Source organism: Methylobacterium platani (assembly GCF_001653715.1).
GTDB classification, from domain to species: Bacteria; Pseudomonadota; Alphaproteobacteria; order Rhizobiales; family Beijerinckiaceae; genus Methylobacterium; species Methylobacterium platani.
In genome coordinates this window covers 162,263-180,628 of record NZ_LWHQ01000038.1, presented here as the reverse complement: position 1 = coordinate 180,628, position 18,366 = coordinate 162,263, and the positions used below count along the sequence as shown (strand labels likewise).

The 18,366-nt window shown below is 70.6% G+C and carries 16 protein-coding genes; 10 read left to right on the top strand and 6 right to left on the bottom strand.

Features of this window, described 5'->3' with window-relative positions:
- Positions 1 to 3 precede the first annotated feature (3 nt).
- The 3 genes from A5481_RS19455 to A5481_RS19445 form a co-directional block, all read right to left on the bottom strand.
- On the bottom strand, positions 4 to 1,566 hold the full coding sequence (locus A5481_RS19455) for a formate dehydrogenase beta subunit (RefSeq protein WP_048431781.1): 1,563 nt from the start codon (positions 1,564 to 1,566) through the stop codon (positions 4 to 6).
- Positions 1,563 to 2,060, bottom strand: coding sequence for a formate dehydrogenase subunit gamma (locus A5481_RS19450; protein ID WP_048431782.1), 498 nt, complete (start codon positions 2,058 to 2,060; stop codon positions 1,563 to 1,565). Before A5481_RS19450 ends, A5481_RS19455 begins: the two co-directional genes overlap by 4 nt.
- A gap of 197 nt (positions 2,061 to 2,257) precedes the next feature.
- Positions 2,258 to 3,166 carry a LysR family transcriptional regulator gene (locus A5481_RS19445; protein WP_048431783.1) on the bottom strand — a complete coding sequence of 303 codons (909 nt, stop codon included), beginning with the start codon at positions 3,164 to 3,166 and terminating at the stop codon, positions 2,258 to 2,260.
- A 311-nt stretch (positions 3,167 to 3,477) separates the two neighbouring features.
- Here A5481_RS19445 and coxB point away from each other — a divergent pair, with 311 nt between their 5' ends.
- From coxB to A5481_RS19400, 10 genes are all read left to right on the top strand, one after another.
- Positions 3,478 to 4,350: a cytochrome c oxidase subunit II gene (gene coxB, locus A5481_RS19440; protein ID WP_048431784.1), complete on the top strand. Its 873-nt coding sequence runs from the start codon at positions 3,478 to 3,480 to the stop codon at positions 4,348 to 4,350.
- Positions 4,351 to 4,456: 106 nt separating this feature from the next.
- The gene (gene ctaD, locus A5481_RS19435; RefSeq protein WP_048431785.1) at positions 4,457 to 6,085 is read left to right on the top strand and encodes a cytochrome c oxidase subunit I; all 1,629 of its coding nucleotides are present in this window, start codon (positions 4,457 to 4,459) and stop codon (positions 6,083 to 6,085) included.
- Between the two features lie 210 nt (positions 6,086 to 6,295).
- Complete coding sequence (locus A5481_RS19430; protein ID WP_048431786.1) at positions 6,296 to 7,246, top strand: heme o synthase; 951 nt, start codon at positions 6,296 to 6,298, stop codon at positions 7,244 to 7,246.
- Between the two features lie 38 nt (positions 7,247 to 7,284).
- Positions 7,285 to 7,431 carry a hypothetical protein gene (locus tag A5481_RS34710; RefSeq protein WP_210179216.1) on the top strand — a complete coding sequence of 49 codons (147 nt, stop codon included), beginning with the start codon at positions 7,285 to 7,287 and terminating at the stop codon, positions 7,429 to 7,431.
- Positions 7,432 to 7,453: 22 nt separating this feature from the next.
- Positions 7,454 to 8,047 (top strand): cytochrome c oxidase assembly protein, encoded by a 594-nt coding sequence (locus A5481_RS19425; RefSeq protein WP_048431788.1) that lies wholly within the window; start codon positions 7,454 to 7,456, stop codon positions 8,045 to 8,047.
- 178 nt (positions 8,048 to 8,225) lie between these two features.
- Positions 8,226 to 9,086 carry a cytochrome c oxidase subunit 3 gene (locus tag A5481_RS19420; protein WP_048431789.1) on the top strand — a complete coding sequence of 287 codons (861 nt, stop codon included), beginning with the start codon at positions 8,226 to 8,228 and terminating at the stop codon, positions 9,084 to 9,086.
- Between the two features lie 112 nt (positions 9,087 to 9,198).
- Positions 9,199 to 9,567, top strand: coding sequence for a DUF983 domain-containing protein (locus A5481_RS19415; protein ID WP_048431790.1), 369 nt, complete (start codon positions 9,199 to 9,201; stop codon positions 9,565 to 9,567).
- Positions 9,564 to 10,367 (top strand): SURF1 family protein, encoded by an 804-nt coding sequence (locus A5481_RS19410; protein ID WP_048431791.1) that lies wholly within the window; start codon positions 9,564 to 9,566, stop codon positions 10,365 to 10,367. Before A5481_RS19415 ends, A5481_RS19410 begins: the two co-directional genes overlap by 4 nt.
- A gap of 109 nt (positions 10,368 to 10,476) precedes the next feature.
- Positions 10,477 to 13,488 carry a penicillin-binding protein 1A gene (locus A5481_RS19405; RefSeq protein ID WP_048431792.1) on the top strand — a complete coding sequence of 1,004 codons (3,012 nt, stop codon included), beginning with the start codon at positions 10,477 to 10,479 and terminating at the stop codon, positions 13,486 to 13,488.
- Positions 13,489 to 13,521: 33 nt separating this feature from the next.
- Positions 13,522 to 14,556, top strand: coding sequence for a hypothetical protein (locus A5481_RS19400; RefSeq protein ID WP_048431793.1), 1,035 nt, complete (start codon positions 13,522 to 13,524; stop codon positions 14,554 to 14,556).
- Between the two features lie 151 nt (positions 14,557 to 14,707).
- On the opposite strand, the gene A5481_RS19395 is transcribed toward A5481_RS19400, so the two are convergent.
- The 3 genes from A5481_RS19395 to A5481_RS19385 form a co-directional block, all read right to left on the bottom strand.
- Positions 14,708 to 16,102, bottom strand: coding sequence for an alginate O-acetyltransferase AlgX-related protein (locus A5481_RS19395; RefSeq protein WP_048431794.1), 1,395 nt, complete (start codon positions 16,100 to 16,102; stop codon positions 14,708 to 14,710).
- Positions 16,103 to 16,187: 85 nt separating this feature from the next.
- Positions 16,188 to 16,442: an acyl carrier protein gene (locus A5481_RS19390; protein ID WP_053082202.1), complete on the bottom strand. Its 255-nt coding sequence runs from the start codon at positions 16,440 to 16,442 to the stop codon at positions 16,188 to 16,190.
- 47 nt (positions 16,443 to 16,489) lie between these two features.
- Positions 16,490 to 18,334 (bottom strand): AMP-binding protein, encoded by a 1,845-nt coding sequence (locus A5481_RS19385; RefSeq protein ID WP_048431795.1) that lies wholly within the window; start codon positions 18,332 to 18,334, stop codon positions 16,490 to 16,492.
- Positions 18,335 to 18,366: the final 32 nt, after the last annotated feature.

The window sequence follows — 18,366 nt, the reverse complement described above, 5'->3', positions numbered from 1 at the left end:
TCCTCACTCGGCCGCCAGCGGCAGCTTGGCGCCGCGGCCGGAAAAATCTTCCGGGAAATGGGTGAGCGCGCTCATCACCGGCACGGGCGTCAGCCCGCCCATGGCGCAGAGCGAGCCGTCGGTCATGACCTCGCAGAGGTCGGTGACGAGGGCGAGGTTTTCACGCGGCGACTCGCCGGCGAGCACCTTGTCGATCGTCTCCATGCCCCGCACCGCACCGATGCGGCAGGGCGTGCACTTGCCGCACGACTCGGCGGCGCAGAACTCGAAGGCGAATCGGGCCTGGCGCGCGAGGTCGACGGTGTCGTCGAACACCACGACGCCGCCATGGCCGAGGAGGCCCTTCTTCGCCGCGAAGGCCTCGTAGTCGAGCGGCGTGTCGAGGAGCGTGTCGGGGAAGTAGGCCCCGAGCGGCCCGCCGACCTGCACGGCGCGCAGCGGCCTCCCCGAGGCGGTGCCGCCGCCGAAATCCTCGATCACCTCGCGCAAGCTCAGCCCGAAGGCGGTCTCGATCAGCCCGCCGCGCGCGACGTTGCCGGCGAGCTGGATCGGCAGGGTGCCGAGCGAGCGGCCCATGCCGTAGGCGGCGTAGGCCGGACCGCCATGTTCCAGGATCCACGGCACGGCCGCGAAGGACAGCACGTTGTTGACGAGCGTCGGCTGGCCGAACAGACCCTTCAGCGCAGGGATCGGGGGCTTGGCCCGCACGAGGCCGCGCTTGCCCTCGAGGCTCTCGAGGAGGGACGTTTCCTCGCCGCAGATATAGGCGCCGGCCCCGAGACGCACTTCGAGGTGGAAGGCTCGGCCCGACCCCAGCACGTTCGCGCCGAGGAAGCCGGCCCGCTCGGCCGCCGCGATGGCGGTCTCGAGCGCCGCGAAGGCGTGCGGATACTCGGAGCGGCAATAGATGTAGCCGCGGGTCGCACCCACCGCGACGGCCGCGATGGTCATGCCCTCGATCAGCGTGAGGGGATCGCCCTCCATCAGCATCCGGTCCGCGAAGGTGCCGGAATCGCCCTCGTCGGCGTTGCAGACCACGTACTTCTGCGGGCTCTCGGCCAGCATCACCGTGTTCCACTTGATGCCGGTCGGGAAGCCGGCGCCGCCGCGGCCGCGCAACCCCGAGGCCTTCACCGCCTCGACGGTGCCGGCGGGCCCGGCGGCCAGCGCGGCCTCGAGGCCGCGATAGCCGCCATGGGCGCGGTAATCCTCGACCGAGGCCGGATCGACGATCCCGCAGCGGCCGAAGGTCAGGCGCTGCTGGCGCGCCAGGTAGGGGTGTTCCTCGGGGCGGCCGATGCGCAGGGCATGCGCCCCGCCCTCGACCAGCCCGGCATCGAGCAGCGATTCGACGTCGCCCGGCCGCACCGGCCCGTAGGCGATGCGCCCCTCGGGCGTCGCCACTTCGAGCAGCGGCTCCAGCCACAGCATGCCGCGCGAGCCGGTGCGCACCAGGGTGATATCGAGACCGCGGGCTTGCGCCGCGCGGGTCAGCGCCCTGGCGACCCGGTCGGCGCCGAGCGCGAGGCTGGCTGCGTCCTTCGGCAGGTAGAGGGTGATGCTCACGCGGCGCGCTCCGTCAGGGCATCCGCCAGGGTGTCGAGGTCGAGGCGGCCGACCGGCTCGCCGTCGACGAGGGCCGCCGGGCCGCAGGCGCACAGGCCGAGGCAGAAGACCGGCTCCACCGTCACCCGCCCGTCGCGGGTCGTGCCGTGCCAGGCGACGTCGTAGCGGCGCAGCACGTCCTCGTGCAGCGCGTCGGCGCCGACGGCCTGGCAGGCCTCGGCCCGGCACAGCTTCACGGTGTGCCGCCCCGCCGGCTCGCTGCGGAAATCGTGGTAGAAGGTGATGCAGCCGTGAACTTCCGCCCGCGACAGGTTCAGCGCGTCGGCGATTAGCGGCACCGCCTCGCCGTCGACGTAGCCGAAGGTCTCCTGGAGCGCGTGCAGGATCGGCAGCGTGGCGCCCTCGCGGCGGGCATGCTCGGCGATGATCCCCGCCGCCCGCCCGGCATCCCAGGGCTCCCGGCCCGCGCCTCGACCAAGTTCGTGGCTCGGCATGTTTTCCAGCCCAGATCGTTATCGTTCTAAGGCCGCAAACTGGTCGGTCCGGGCCGTCGGATCAATCGCGCGGTTCGGTGGCACGACAAGGAATTTTTGTTGAACGGAGCACGCTCGCGGGGAAAAGGTCGAACAAGCGCGGGGCCTGCGACGAAAGTTCGAGCCGCCGTCGCCGAGGTGTGAAGCCGCGTTGCGCGTCAGAGCGCCGCCACCTCGGCGGCGAGATCGGGCGCGATCGCCCGCGCCTCGGACAGGAAGGCGGCGACCAGCGGGGTCATCGGGTCGCGCTCGGGCACGACGAGGCCGATCATGTGGCTGACGTCGGGATCGGTGATCGGCACCGCCCGCACCCGCTCGGTGAGGCGGAAGGTCTCGGCGAGGGCCGCCGGCATGATGCTCGCCCACTTGGCGGTGCGCACGTGGGTGACGAGCACGATCATCGAGTTCGATTCGAGCAGCGGCGCCGGCTCGGCCCCGGCGGCGCGCAGGTGGCGGTCGATGATGCGCCGGTTCTGCATCGCCGGGGTGAGCAGGCAGAGCGGAATCCGCCCGACCTCGGCCCAGGTCACGCTCGCCCGCCCGCCGTAGATCCCGTCGGCGGCGGTGAGCAGACGGTAATGCTCGCGGTAGAGCGGCAGGGCGGTGACGCGGCCGAGCGGCTCGTCCTCGATGTAGGTCAGGCCGGCATCGAGTTCGAGATTGGCGATCTGCCGGACGATCTCGTGCGAGGTCGCCGACTGCACCGAGAAGCGCACCGCCGGGTGGCGGGCCCGGAACGGCGTGGTGAGCGCGGCGACCATCGGGGTCGCGGTCGGGATCGCCGCCATCCGGAGGGTGCCCGACAGGCCGCGGCGCAGGGCCGCCACCTCCTGGCGCATGGCGCGGGCGTCGCCGACGATGCGCCGCGCCCAGTCGAGCACCCGCTCGCCCTCCGGGGTGAAGCCCTGGAAGCGCGAGCCGCGTTGCACGAGAAGCACACCCAGCCGTTCCTCGAGCTGCTTCACCCCCGCCGAGAGAGTCTGCTGCGAGACCCCGCAGGCCTGGGCGGCGCGGCCGAAATGCTGCTCGCGGGCGAGCGCCAGGATGAATTCGAGGCGCTCGATCATCGAAGGGTCATCGGGGAGCTACCGGCACGTCGGGCCGTCCAGGAAGGCGCTTCTGAATCGCGCAGGCTTGTGCGGAATCATTCGAGCCTCAGGACGAATGTCCAGTGCCCACAGGCGAATTCCGCACGCCGATGCGACGCCAACGCCGTTGCGCTTGCGTCGTCATTGTGGTGAGAGACGCCGACCGGGTCTCGGCCGGTTTCCGGCCGCAGGGCGGCGGGCCGGCATCGCGCGGGCGAGACAGGACGGCGCTCCCGCCGCGCGGGCGCCCGTTGCCGGCAGACAGCCTGTTGGGGAGCATCGAGGGCACCATGGGGATGGCGAGGGCGCAAGACCGGTCGACGGGCCGGGGCTTCTGGGGACGCGCCGCGGCGCTGGCGGCGACCGGGCTCCTCGGCAGCGTGACGGCCGCGACGGCGGCGGGCGTGGGCCAGCCGGTGCCGTGGCAGATGGACCTGCAGGTCCCGGTGACGGCGGTGGCTACGGAAATCTACAATTTCCACCACCTGCTGAACTGGATCATGCTCGTCGTCGTCCTGTTCGTGCTGGCCCTGCTGATCGCGGTGGTGGTCAAGTTCAACGAGACGAAGAACCCGACCCCGTCGCGCACCACGCACAACACGATGCTGGAGGTCGCCTGGACGATCGTCCCAGTGCTGATCCTGGTGGCGATCGCGATCCCGTCGTTCCGCGTGCTGCGCACCCAGCTCTCGGACCCGAAGGCCGACCTGATGGTCAAGGTCATCGGCCATGCCTGGTACTGGTCCTACGAGTACCCGGAGGCGGTCGGCGGCTTCAAGTTCGACGCCAACCTGCTCGAGGGCGAGGACCAGGTGAAGTCCGGCCAGCCCAAGCTGCTCGCCACCGACAACGAGGTGGTGGTGCCGGTGAACAAGATCGTGAAGATCCAGGTCACCGCCGCCGACGTGATGCATTCCTGGGCGATGCCGTCCTTCGGCTTCAAGATCGACGCGATCCCGGGCCGCCTCAACCAGTTCTGGTTCAAGGCCGAGCGCGAGGGCGTCTATCACGGCCAGTGCTCCGAGCTGTGCGGCCAGCGCCACGCCTACATGCCGATCACCGTGAAGGTGGTGAGCGAGCAGGCCTTCCAGGCCTGGACCGCCGAGGCCAAGACCAAGTTCGCCCGCACCGACGGCGGGCCTAAGTTCGCCGAAGCCAAGTAAGGCGCCCGGCGGACGCCGACTGATTTCATGACGCGGGGCGCCGCCGCCGGCGCGCCCCGCCCCTTTCGACAGACCGACCGAGACATTCCTCGAAGAGGCTGACCCCATGGCTCAAGCCGTCACGGCAGGGCACGACCACGCCCACGACCATACGCCACCGTTCTTCCAGCGCTGGTTCAACTCGACCAACCACAAGGACATCGGCACGCTCTACCTGCTGTTCGCCTTCTCGGCGGGCATCGTCGGCGCGTTCCTGTCCTTCGGCATCCGGATGGAGATGGAGGCCCCTGGCCTGCAGTACTTCTCCAACCCGCAGACCTACAACGTGTTCGTGACCGGGCACGGCCTCATCATGGTGTTCTTCATGGTGATGCCGGCCCTTATCGGCGGGTTCGGCAACTGGTTCGTGCCGCTGATGATCGGCGCGCCGGACATGGCGTTCCCGCGCATGAACAACATCTCGTTCTGGCTGACGGTCGCGGGCTTCATGAGCCTCGTCTGCTCGCTGTTCGTCGAGGGCGCCCCGGGCGCGGTCGGCGCCGGCACCGGCTGGACCGTCTACCCGCCGCTCTCCACCGCCGGCCATCCCGGCCCGGCCGTCGACTTCGCGATCTTCGCCCTGCACCTGTCGGGCGCGGGCTCGATCCTCGGCGCGATCAACTTCATCACCACCATCCTGAACATGCGCGCGCCGGGCATGACCCTGCACAAGATGCCGCTGTTCGCCTGGTCGATGCTGGTGACCGCGTTCCTGCTGCTGCTGTCGCTGCCCGTTCTCGCCGGCGCGATCACCATGCTGCTGACCGACCGCAACTTCGGCACGACCTTCTTCGATCCGGCCGGCGGCGGCGACCCGATCCTGTACCAGCACCTGTTCTGGTTCTTCGGCCACCCCGAAGTCTACATCATGATCCTGCCGGCCTTCGGCATCGTCTCGCACATCATCTCGACCTTCTCGCGCAAGCCGGTCTTCGGCTATCTCGCGATGGCCTACGCGATGGTGGCGATCGGCGTCGTCGGCTTCGTGGTGTGGGCCCACCACATGTACACCGTGGGCCTCACGCTCCAGACCCAGTCCTACTTCGTGTTCGCCACCATGGTGATCGCGGTCCCCACCGGCGTGAAGATCTTCTCCTGGATCGCCACGATGTGGGGCGGCTCGATCCGCTTCACCGCCGCGATGCACTGGGCCGTCGGCTTCGTGTTCCTGTTCACCGTCGGCGGCGTCACCGGCGTGATCCTGGCCAACGCCGCTGTCGACCGCTACCTGCACGACACCTACTACGTCGTGGCGCACTTCCACTACGTGCTGTCGCTCGGCGCGGTGTTCATCATCTTTGCCGGTATCTACTACTGGTTCCCGAAGATGACCGGCCGCATCATCCCCGAGTGGGCCGGCAAGCTGCACTTCTGGCTCGCCTTCATCGGCGCCAACGTGCTGTTCTTCCCGATGCACTTCCTCGGCCTCGCCGGCATGCCGCGTCGCTATGCCGACTATCCGGAGGCCTTCGCGGGCTGGCACTGGGTCGCCACCATGGGCGGTCACATCTTCGCCCTGGGCATGGTGGTGTTCGTCATCGGCGTGGTGCTGGCCTTCCGCTCCAAGGAGCGGGCCGCGGACAACCCGTGGGGCGAGGGTGCCACCACCCTCGAGTGGACCCTGTCCTCGCCCCCGCCCTTCCACCAGTACGAGACCCTGCCGGTGATCGTGGACGAGCCGTCCCACGCCCACTGAGCCGGTCGAGCCCGGTTCGCCGCGAAAAACCGCGGCGGACCAACATAGCGAGGAGACAGGCCCGGACATCCGGCGCAGGTCTCACGGAGGACCGCCCGGCGGGCGGTCCTCGGCTCTTCCCCCGAGCGCCCGCGCGGCGCTCCGGCGAGGAGCGCGACACCCGAAGCCCGCACGCATCATCCCGCAAGCATCATGGCCGCGACACCCAGCATGACCACCCTGTCGAACAGCGCGATCTCCGACCGCCCCTTCGTCGAGGCGAGCAGCTCCGGCGGCGAGGTGGCGGATTACTTCGCGCTCCTGAAGCCCCGGGTGATGGCGCTGGTGATCTTCACCGCCCTCGTCGGCATGACGGTCACGCCGTCGCACGTGAACCCGGTGATCGGGGCGATCTCGCTCCTGATGATCGCGGTCGGGGCCGGCGCCTCGGGCTGCCTCAACATGTGGTGGGACGCCGACGTCGACGCGGTGATGACCCGCACCCGGACGCGGCCGATCCCGGCCGGGCGGATCCGGCCGAACGAGGCCCTGTCCTTCGGCCTCACCCTGTCGGTCGGCTCGGTGCTGGTGCTGGGCCTGGCGGCGAACTGGCTGTCGGCGGGGCTCCTCGCCTTCACCATCGTGTTCTACGCCGTGATCTACTCGATGTGGCTGAAGCGCTCGACGGCGCAGAACATCGTGATCGGCGGGGCCGCCGGCGCGCTGCCGCCGATGATCGGCCAGGCGGTGGTCACCGGCTCGATCGGGATCGAGGGTACGGTCCTGTTCCTGATCATCTTCATCTGGACGCCGCCGCATTTCTGGGCGCTCGCCCTGGTCAAGGCCGGCGAGTACGCGCGGGCCGGCATCCCGATGATGCCGAACACCGCCGGTCCGGATTCGACCCGCCGCCAGATCGTCGCCTACTCGGTGCTGCTGGCGCCGCTCGGCCTCGCCCCGGTCTTCCTCGGCTTCGGCGGGATGATCTACGGCGTCGTCGGCCTGTTCGGCGGTCTCGCCATGGTGGCCCTGAGCCTCCAGGTGCTGCGCCGGCGCGAGGGCGAGGCTGCCAACAAGGCGGCGATGAGCCTGTTCGGCTTCTCGATCCTCTACCTGTTCCTGCTCTTCTCCGCCCTGCTGGCGGAGCAGGGTCTCGGGCTGTTCCGGCCGGTCCTCGGCTAGAGCCCCTCCCCTTTTCCGTCGATGCAGCGATGAGTGCGGTGCCCCAGCAACTGACCCCCGAAGAGATCCAGCGCCGGCGCAAGCGCTCCGTCGCCATCGCGATGGTGCTCGCCGCCCTGGTCCTGATCTTCTACGTGCTGACGATCGCCAAGCTCGGCCCCCAGGTCCTCAACCGGCCGCTGTGACGATCCGCGAGGCGAACCCGTCATGACCGTTTCCCGTAACGAGACGCAGAAGAAGGCCCGCACCACGGCGCTCGCCTGCCTCGGCCTCGTGGTCGGGATGACGGCGCTCGCCTTCGCCTTCGTCCCGCTCTACGACCTGTTCTGCAAGGCGACCGGCTACGACGGCACGCCGCTGCGGGGCGCGGCCGCCTCCGGGGCTATCAGCCAGGACACGATGGTGGTCCACTTCGACACCAACGTCGCGCCCGGGCTGCCCTGGCGCTTCGTGGCGGAGACCCCGCAGGTCGAGGCGCAGCTCGGCGCGACCAAGACGGTGTTCTTCCGCGTCACCAACACCGGCACGGTGCCGAGCACCGGCATCGCCACCTTCAACCTCCAGCCGGGGCTGACCGGCGGCTACTTCGTCAAGGTGCAGTGCTTCTGCTTCAACGAGCAGACGCTGCAGCCCGGCGAAACCATGGACTTCCCGGTGGTGTTCTACCTCGAGCCCGGCATCAAGACCGACTCGAACACCCGCGACCTCACCGAGATGACCCTGTCCTACACCTACTTCGCGTCGAAGAACGGCCAGCCGCAGGCCGCCCTCGCGACGCCGGCGGGGACCAGGGCCAATTGACGGGATGGGCCAATTGACGAGGTGACAACCCCGCCGAGCCGGCATTAAAGCGTGACCGTGAGACCCCGGGGCGGATGGCGCCGGGGCGCACCGGGAAGCGAGCCGTCCCGCGCACACCAAGATTCACGGCCGGCGCGGGGCGCGACCGGTCTCGAGACCAGGCAGGAGACCCGATACGATGGCCGAGGCGCACGGGAAGCACCACGACTACCACCTCGTCAATCCGAGCCCCTGGCCGCTCGTCGGCTCCATGAGCGGCTTCGTGATGACGTCGGGCGCCGTCCTGTGGATGAAGAGCCTGACCGTCGCCAACATGGCGCTCGGGCCCTACGTCTTCTTCGCCGGCCTGATCGGCATCCTGTACACCATGCTGAGCTGGTGGCGGGACGTCGTGCACGAGGCGAATACCGGCGACCACACCCGGGTGGTGCAGCTCTCGCACCGCTACGGCATGATCATGTTCATCGCCTCCGAGGTGATGTTCTTCGTCGCCTGGTTCTGGGCCTATTTCGAGGCGGCGCTCTACACCTCGGACCCGATCCAGGCCTCGCGGGTCGAGTTCACCGGGGGCCTGTGGCCGCCGAAGGGCGTCGAGGCGTTCGACCCCTGGCACCTGCCGCTGCTCAACACCCTGATCCTGCTCACCTCGGGCACCACGATCACCTGGGCGCACCACGCGCTGCTGGGCAACGACCGCAAGGGCATGAAGTACGGCCTCTGGCTGACCATCGCGCTCGGCGTGCTGTTCTCCTTCGTCCAGGCCTACGAGTACGGCCACGCCCATTTCGGCTTCTCGGGCAGCATCTACTCGGCGACCTTCTTCATGGCGACCGGCTTCCACGGCGCCCACGTCATCATCGGCACGATCTTCCTCGCGGTCTGCCTGTACCGGGCCTATCTCGGCCAGTTCACCCCGCGCCAGCATCTCGGCTTCGAGTTCGCGGCCTGGTACTGGCACTTCGTCGACGTGGTGTGGCTGTTCCTGTTCGCCGCCATCTACGTCTGGGGCTCGGGCGTCGGCCACGCCGCCGCGCACTGACACTCCGCCCCGGCAGCGTCGGGAGCATGAGAGGGCGGCGAAAGCCGCCCTTTTCTTATGACGAAAAGCCCCCCAGATCGCGCTGACCCCCTTCGCGTTCAGGAGTAGCCCCGTGGACAACAACCGCACCGTCGATTCCCCGGCGACCGTGGGCCTGCGCGGCCGCTGCCCGCGTTGCGGCGAGGGGCACCTGTTCAAGGGCTTCCTCAGCTTCCGCCCCTCCTGCGAGGTCTGCGGGCTCGATTTCCGCTTCATCGATTCGGCCGACGGGCCGGCCTTCTTCGTGATGTCGATCGTCGGCATCGTGGTGGTGGCGCTCGCGATGTGGGTCGAGTTCGCCTACGAGCCGCCGATGTGGGTCCACGCCCTGCTGTGGGTGCCGCTCTCGATCGTCCTGAGCCTGATCCTGGTGCGCCCGCTCAAGGGCATGATGGCGGCGCTGCAATACGCCAACAAGGCCTCGGAGGGGCGCTTCCGGTGAGCGCGCCCCTCACGGCGAGCGAGCGGCGCGCGGCCATTCGCGACCTCGTCGCCCCGGCGCTCGCCACCCTGGTCTGCCTCGCGATCCTGGTCGGGCTCGGCGTCTGGCAGCTCGAGCGCAAGGCCTGGAAGGAGGCGCTGATCGACAGGATCGTCGCCCGCTCGCGGATCGATCCCCCGGCGCCGCTCCCTGCCTTCGATGCCTTCGATCCCGCCCGCGACGAGTTCGAGCGGGTGCGCGCCGCCGGCCGGCTGCTCAACGACAAGGAGACGCTGGTCCACGGCCTGGCCCCCGGCGACGTGCCGGGCCGGGCGCTCCAGGGCTACTACGTCGTCACGCCGTTGGCACTCGACGACGGCCGCACCGTGCTGGTCAATCGCGGCTTCGTGCCGACCGAGCTCAAGGATATCGGCCGCCGGTCCGCCGGCCAGGTCGAGGGCGAGACCACGATCACCGGCATGCTGCGCCAGAGCGAGGCCCGCGCGATGTTCGTGCCGGCGCCGAACCCGCAGACCGGCGAGTGGTTCAACCGCGACGTCGCCGGCATCGCCGCCGCCAAGGGCCTGGCCGGCGTCGCCCCCTACCTGATCGAGGCCGACGCGACGCCCAATCCGGGCGGCTGGCCGAAGGGCGGGCAGCTCCGGGTCGACCTGCCCAACAACCACTTGCAATACGCCTTCACGTGGTTCGGCCTCGCGCTCTGCCTCGTCGGCGTGTTCACGGCCTTCGCGCTGCGGCGCCTGCGCGGCGACGCCGTGGAGCCCCCGTCCTCCTCGCCCGCCTCTCCGCCGCGTCCTTAAAACAGCCGCGTTGTCCAGGCTCGGTTCATCCCGCTAGGCGCACCTTGCCGCCGGGCGCCTTCTTCGCCGGGCCTCCCGCGGCCGGCGCCCCCCGGCCCATTGGTCATCGATGAACGCGATCCTCATCAAGCTGTTCGCCACCGCCCTGACCCTCAGTCAGGTCACGACCCGTCCCGAGGCGATCCGGACGCAGTTCGATCCGGCGACGGACGGTCCGGCGGTGGTGCAGCTCCTGCGCGACGGCTGCGCCCACATGCGCAAGGCCTTCGACATCGAGGACATCAACCTCGACGACCTGATCTCGACGGCGATGGACGACCCCAAGGCGGTCGCGGGCGAGTCGAAGCTCCTGCACGGCCTCGACATCGGCGAGCTCAACACGAGCTACAAGCAGTTCTGCAAGGGCGAGAACCCGGCGAACTCGCCCTTCGTGGCGCGGGACGTGATCGAGTTCTACAACAAGGCGGTCGCCGACCTGCCGGATGCCCAATCCCTCAAGACCCTGCGGCTGCCCGGCGCGACCACGATCCTCGACGGGCGGGGCAACCGCTTCTCCGAGACCTTCGAGCTCAACGGCCGGCGCGTCGCGGTGCCGATCGGCGAGATCCCGCCGCTGGTCCAGAAGGCCTTCATCGCGGCCGAGGACAAGCGCTTCCTCATCCATCACGGCATCGACGAGCGCGGGGTGATCCGCGCCTTCATCGGCAACCTCGCCTCGCCGGGCCGGCCGCAGGGCGGCTCGACCATCACCCAGCAGGTGGTGAAGAACCTGTCCGTCGGCGACGACGTCACCTACGAGCGCAAGATCCGCGAGATGATCGTCGCGGCCCGGGCCGAGCGGGTGATGACGAAGCCCGAGATCCTCGGCCTCTACCTCAACGGCATCTATCTCGGCCGCGGTGCCTACGGCGTCGAGATGGCGGCCCGCAGCTATTTCGGCAAATCGGTGCGTGACCTGACCGTCGCCGAAGCCGGCCTGCTCGGCGGGATGCCGAAGGGCCCGAACTTCTACAATCCCGACCGCTACCCCGACCGGGCGCGGGAGCGCCGCGCCTACGTCCTCACCCGCATGAAGGAGGAAGGCGCGATCACGGAGGCCGAGATGACCGCGGCTCTGGCCGCCCCTCTCGGCCTCGCGCCGCTGGAGCGGCTGCGCCAGGATGCCGGCTTCCACTTCGTCGATCACCTGACCCGCGAGGCGCGGACGCTGGCCGGCCTCGAATCGCTGACCGCCGGCGCCTACACGGTGCGCTCGACCCTCAATGCCGGGCTCCAGGAGGCGACCGAGGGCATCCTGCAGGAGAGCCTGTCGCGCTACGAGGCCTCGACCGGCCGCGCCCGCTACGAGGGGCCGGAGGCGAACCTGGCCGACGCCGTGCGCCGCATCGAGGCTGCCGCGCCGGCGCCCGAGCCGGCCGCCGTCCCGGCGCCTATCCCTGTCCCGGCTCCCGAGCTGAAGGGCAGGAAGGGTGCGAGGCAGGCGCGGCCCGTGAAGCCCGCCGGTCCGAAACCGGCCTGGCAGCGGGCGCTCGAGACCGCGCGCCTGCCGCTCTACGACGTGCACTGGCCCGCCGCGATCGTGCTCTCGACCGGCGGCCGGGACGGGGCGCGGGTGGGCCTCGCCGACGGGCGGGTCGCGAGCCTGAACCCGGGTGCGGCCCGCGGGCGGCTCTCACCCTACGACGTCGTGCGGGTCAAGCTGTGGGAGGGCAAGGGCGCGCCCCGGGCCGACCTGCGCGTGCGCCCGCAGGTCCAGGGCGCGGTGCTGGTGCTGGAGAACCGCACCGGCCGCATCCTCGCGATGGCCGGCGGATTCTCCTATCCGTTGAGCCAGCTCAACCGCGTGACCCAGAGCGTGCGCCAGCCCGGCTCGACGCTGAAGCCCCTGACCTATCTCGCCGCGCTCAATGCCGGCCTGCAGCCCAACACCCTGGTGATGGATGCCCGCGTCACCCTGCCGCCGATCGGCGGGGTCGGCGATTCCTGGTCGCCGAAGAACTACGAGGGCGGCGGATCCGGACCGACCACCCTGCGCCGCGGCCTGGAGCACTCGAAGAACCTCGTCACCGCGCAGCTCCTGCGCGGCGGCATCGCCGAGAAGGCGCCGGCGAGCCTGCAGAAGGTCTGCGACGTCGCCCTCGAAGCCCAGCTCTACGCCGAGTGCGAGCGCTACTATCCCTTCGTGCTCGGCGCCCAGCCGGTGCGGATGATCGACCTCGCGACCTTCTACGCCGCCGTCGCCAACGAGGGCGAGCGCCCCTCGCCCTTCGGCCTCGAGAGCGTCGCGCAGGGCGACAAGGTGGTCTACCAGCACGCCGACCGGCCGCTCGCCCGCATCGGCTCGGCCGACCGGGTGGCGTTCTACCAGCTGAAGAGCCTGCTCCAGGGCGTGACCCAGCGCGGCACCGCGGCGGCTCTGGCCCGGTTCTCGCCGTACGTGGCGGGCAAGACCGGCACCTCGGAGGACGAGAACGACGCCTGGTTCGCCGGCTTCACCAACGAGATCACCATCGTGGCCTGGGTCGGCTACGACAATGCCGACGGCCGGCGCCGGACGCTCGGCCGCGGCCAGACCGGCGGCCATCTCTCGGTGCCGATCTTCTCGCAGGTGCTCCAGGCCGCCTGGGCCAACGGCGTGCCGAAGACGCCGCTCTCCGGCCCGAGCCCCGAGGCCAGGCGCCTGATCGCCGACGCGCCGATCGACCTGCGCTCCGGCAGCCGGGTGGCGGGCGGCGGCTTCATGGAGCATTTCCGGCTCTCGGTCGACGGGCGCCTCGCCGAGACCCGCTTCAAGCTGGTGCCGCAGGAGCAGATCTACGCGATGCGGCCGGACAGCGAGCAGGACGGCGACGCGCAGGAGGGCGGCCTGCCGGGCGAGAACCCGGGCGCGATGGCCGCCCCCGACGAGGCGCCGGATTCCGACCGCTACGACCCGTTCGGCTCGCTGTTCGGCCGGCCGGAGCCCCGCACCTACAGCCGGCGCGCCCAGCCGGTCCAGCCGCCGGAGCCGACCTGGCCGGGCGCGCGCAGCCGCTCGCCCTTCGGCGACGACGACGAGTATGTCCGCCGCCCGCGCCGGCGCGACCCGGACTACCCGTTCGGCGACGACCCGACCTACTGACCGCAAGACCGACCTCTGGACAGGACCCATCCCGTGCGTGACAGCCTGACGGCGCGCCCGCGCCTCCCCTCGCTCGTGCTCGCCGCGACGCTCGCGGCCTCCCCGGCTCTGGCCGAGTACCGCACCAAGGACGTGCCGGCGGTGACCGGGCTCGATGCAGGGAGCATCGCGCCGAACACCATCGCGTTCACCGATCACCGCGACAATCCGGCGAGCCCGGAGAGCGGGCTGGTGCCGTTCACCGAATGGGGCAAGCGCAGCCCGGCCCAGAAGGCGCTGCTCGCCCCCTACCCGGCCTATGCCGAGCCGGATTACGTCCAGACCGTCAACGGCGTGGCCAAGCCCCGGCACGAGGCGCTGAAGGTCTACGTCGCCGAGGCGCGGTTCATCGTGCCGCGGAGCGCCGACCGCATCGACCTGAAGCGCTTCGCCACGATCCCGTTCCTGTCGCGGATGGACCCGGCGATCAAGCACAAGGCCCTGAGCCCGGCCGACGCCACCCCGACCAAGGACCCGGCCGCCGCCTTCGCCCGCCGGCCGGACCGGCCGTGGTGCGAGGCGCCCGACACCACCTGCATCGAGTCGCGCTACGACCTCGAGGGCAAGCTGCCGCTCGGGGTGAAGCTCGCCAACAAGCTCGAGGACGGGGGCAAGAAGATCGCCGAGTTCGTCTCGTTCCAGAGCGAGCTGCGGGTGCTGCCGCCCGACGAGGCGGCCAAGCTTGTGCAACTGACGAAGATCGAGGCGCCGGTCTCCGGCGCGATGGAGCAGAACATCTTCTGGGTCAACCAGATCCTGCGCTTCGGCAAGTTCCTCGCGGTGATGCAGCCGGTAGCGAACGATCCGGACAAGACGGTGGTGACCGCCTTCATGACGCTGGGCATCAAGGCCGACGTGCTCGACCGCAAGAAGGAGTACGAGCGCGTGCCGGTCTTGCGCAACCTGCTGCCGGCCCAGGTGCTGATGGGCAATTCCTCGTTCAACACCGGCACCTCGATCAGCGCCGGCCTGCCGACCTACGCCCGCAACCGCATCGCGGCTTTCGCGGACGCGCTGGCGAAGGAGTGAGGACAGGTCCCGGCCCGACGCGGGCCCCGCTCACGCCGCCGGGACGATAAGGAGCGTCGCGCGACACCGAGCCGGGATCGCGCGAAGCAAGCGGGATCGTGCCGCATCGCCGCCGACCGGACCCGGATCGGCGGCGCCGATCGGGGCCCGATCACTCCACGGGGTGAAACCCCCCGGCCTGGAAGGCGGCCGCGGTCCCCACCAGGTCGCCGAGCGCATGGCGGGCCATGCCGAGATGGTACCACGACGGGGCGTGAGCCGGGGCGCCGGCCACCGCGGCCTCGAGATAGGGGAGAGCCTCGGCGCTGCGGCCCTGGGCCAGGATCCACTCGCCGGCCTGGTGCTGCAGGTGGGCGTTGGCGGGCTGATGGGCGAGAGCCCGCCGGATGCGCGCGATCGCCTCCTCCCGCCGCTCGAGGGCCCAGAGCGCGTAGGCCTCGAGGGCGAGCCTGTAGCGATTCGCCGGCTGCTTCGTCGCATCGCAGCAGGCGAGCGCGCCGGCCGCGTCGCCGGAATGCAGCAAAGCCGCGACGAGGTTGTGAACGAGGCGGTCGTCCTCGTCGACCGCGGTGGCCTTCCGCGCCGCCTCGAGCGCCTCGGCCCAGCTCCCCGTCCTCAGGGCCTGCCGGGCCCGGCGGGTGTGGCGCCGCGCCGGATGGTCGGCCTGGGTCTCCAGGAACGTCTGACGCCAGCTGCGCAGGTTCCAGTCGGCGAGAGGCTGGTGCGCGTAGAACATCGCCCGCTCCGCCACCTGGACGATGACGAGATCGGGCGACAGCTCCTCGACGAGGTCGTCCGGCAGGCTGTTCGAGGGCGAGATGTAGGTCGTCTCGGCGAAGGTCCGGCTCAGGAACGGCGACAGGAACGACGAGAACGAATCGCGCACCACGAGGGCGCGGCCGCGCCCGCCGGGATAGCGGTGCTGCTGGAAATTGAACTCCCGGTCGTCGAACGTATCGACCGCGATCTCGACATCGCCCCCCGGGACCTCGGGCTGCTGCAGCAATCCCTTTCGCTCCGGGCTGAGATGGACGCCGAGATCGCCGAAGGAGGGCTTGTCGCGGAAGAAGATCGTCTCGGCCGGGATCGGCGTCAGGCCGAGCCGGGCGGGGGCGGCGGCCACGAGGGCGCGGTAGATGCGGTAGGCCGCGAAGCTCGTCCAATGCGAGTCGACGTCGTAGTAGAGCGGGACCACGCCCTTCGCCTGCCGCAGCAGGCCCGTCGCGTCGACCGCCTTGACGCCGTCCTGGCGCAGGACGTCCGTCAGGCGCTCGGCGGCGCTCGGGCGATCCTGCGCGAACCCCGCCGGCAGGAACTCGTCGTAGACGCTGGCCTTCTCGGGCGCCACCACCACCACGAGGGCGATGCCGCGGGCGGCGAGCCGGGCCTGGCGGGCCCGGAAGGTCGCGCGCAGCAGCGGCAGCGTGGTGCGCGACCATTCCGTGAGATCGGCGCCCGCCTTCAGCGGCTCGGCGCCGTCGGAGCGCTCGAGGAACAGCCACCCCTCCCGCCCTTCGACGACCGACAGGTTCGATCCAGCCAGCACGGGTATCCTCCGCCGGTACGCCCGCGAGGGGCGGTTGTCTCTCGCTGTTCGGGGAGAGGGGCGAGCGCCCCCGCTCCGGCTCTCGTCAGGCCCGGGCGCCCGCGGCGGCGATCGCCGCCACCGCGGCGGTCAGCTCGCCCACCGTGGCCGCCTCGGCCGCGACGGTTTCGGGGATGCGGATGCCGAAGGCGTTCTGCAGCCGGATCATCAGCACGGTGTGGGACAGGGAATCCCAGCCGTCGATGTCGTCCGCCACCGCGTCGTCGGTGATGGATCCGGCCGGGACGTCGAAGGTCTCGGCGATGATCGCCCGCACGGCCTGATTCAGGTCTCTCGGCATGGAAGGTTCCTCGCGTTGGATGTCCGTTGTCGCGCAGAGGGCCGGCCTCACGCCCGGCTCTCGGCCTTGGCGGCGGCGGATCCGGCGATCTCGGATCCGACCCTCGCCAGGTTCTCGGCCTTGTAGCGGGCGAGGTTCTCCGAGCGGCTGATCTTCCCGCTGCTGGTCTTGGTGAGCCAGCCGGGGCGGACGAGATGGACGCTGTGGACGGTCAGCTCGAGCTGGTCGAAGATCGCGCGCTTGACCGCCCGCTTGAGGCCCCGCAGCTCCGCCTCGTCGACGATCCGGGTCTCCGCCAGGACGACGACGTCCTCGCTGCCGACCGCCTCGTTCGCCACGCCGACGGCGACCGCCCGGCCTGGCACGATTCCGGTCGCGGCCGAGACGACCTCCTCGACGTCGTGGGCGTAGTAGTTGCGGCCGTGGACGATGATCACGTCCTTGATCCGCCCGCTGACGAAGAGCTCGCCGCCGTCCAGGAACCCGATGTCGCCGGTGCGGTACCAGCCGTCCGTCAGGACCGCCGCCGTGGCGTCGGGATCGGCGTAGTAGCCGGAGAACACGATGCTGCCGCGGACCGCGATCTCGCCGACCGGCGCGCCCGGACCCGGGGCCGGACCGTCACCGAGGGGAAGGATCCGGACCTCGACGCCGGCGAGGGACGGCCCGTTCGACACCAGGGCACGCGCGTCCGGATGGTCCGGCGCCACCGCGACCGCGCGGGCGTTCCGGCCGAGCGGCCCGGCGGCGTAGGAGCGCACGGCCTCGTGCCGGGCCGGGTCCGATTGCGAGACCGCGAAGCCGGTCTCCGCCATCGCGTAGCAGGCGGTCAGCTGCTCGGGCCGGATCCCGAACTCCGCGAAGGCCGCCGCGAAGTCGCGCAGGGACGCGCTCTTCACCGGCTCCGAGCAGCTCACGAACGCCTCGACGGTATCGAGCCGGAAGTGCCGCCCCCCGGCCTCCTGCCGCGGCACGGTGTTGACGAGGTGGCGGAAGGCGAAGTTCGGCAGCCAGCAATGGGTGCCGCGGAAGCGCTCGATCACCTCGAACAGGCTCGCCGGCCGCGCCACCCAGGCGAAGGCGTCCATCGACACCACCGCCGCTCCGACTGTGAGCGGGATCAGGAAGGCCGTGAACAATCCCATGTCGTGGTAGTAGGGCAGCCAGCTGACCACGGTGCTGTCCGGCGTCAGGCCGATCGTCCGGGCATAGGCCGTCGCCTGCGCGTCGATTTGCCCGAAGGTGAGCTCCACCCCCTTCTTCAGGCCGGTCGTGCCCGACGAATGCTGCAGGAGCGCCGTGTCCGCCGACCCGGGCGGGAAGCCCGGCCGGTCGGCCGGCCCGGCTCCGGCCAGGTCGTCGATGAGCAGGACCCGCGTCCCGAGGCCGGCGCAGAGGGCCTCGAGGTCGCCGGCGATCTCCGGATAGGTGACGATGGCCGCGGGGCGGATGCGCCGGACGAGGGCGGCGTGCGACTTCCAGTACAGGACCGGGTCCTGCTTCGGCGTCGGGAACGCCATGAAGGACGGGATCAGCCCGGCCATCATGGTCCCGAGATAGGCCGGCAGCTGCGCCGGATGGTGCTTGAGGAACAGGAGCACCACCCGGGAGGTCTGACCGGCCTCGTCCGCCGCCACGGCCCGCGACAGGCCGCCGGCGATGCATCCGGACAGGGTCTCGACGTCCGAGAAGGTCAGGACGGCGTAGCGGTCGTCCTGGTGATGGACGAGGAACGGCTTGTCGGGCGTGCGACGGGCGTGCCGGGCGAGATGGTCGAGGAGCGTGGCGGCGGGCCGCGGCTCGGGGCGAAACTCGGCCGGAAGGCTGTCCGAGGCTCGCGCGCTCCAGCCCTCGGCCCCGTCTCGGTCGGGCGCGAACGTGTCGTCGGTCATCGCGGGGGGACTCTCCGATGGATGGGGGCCGG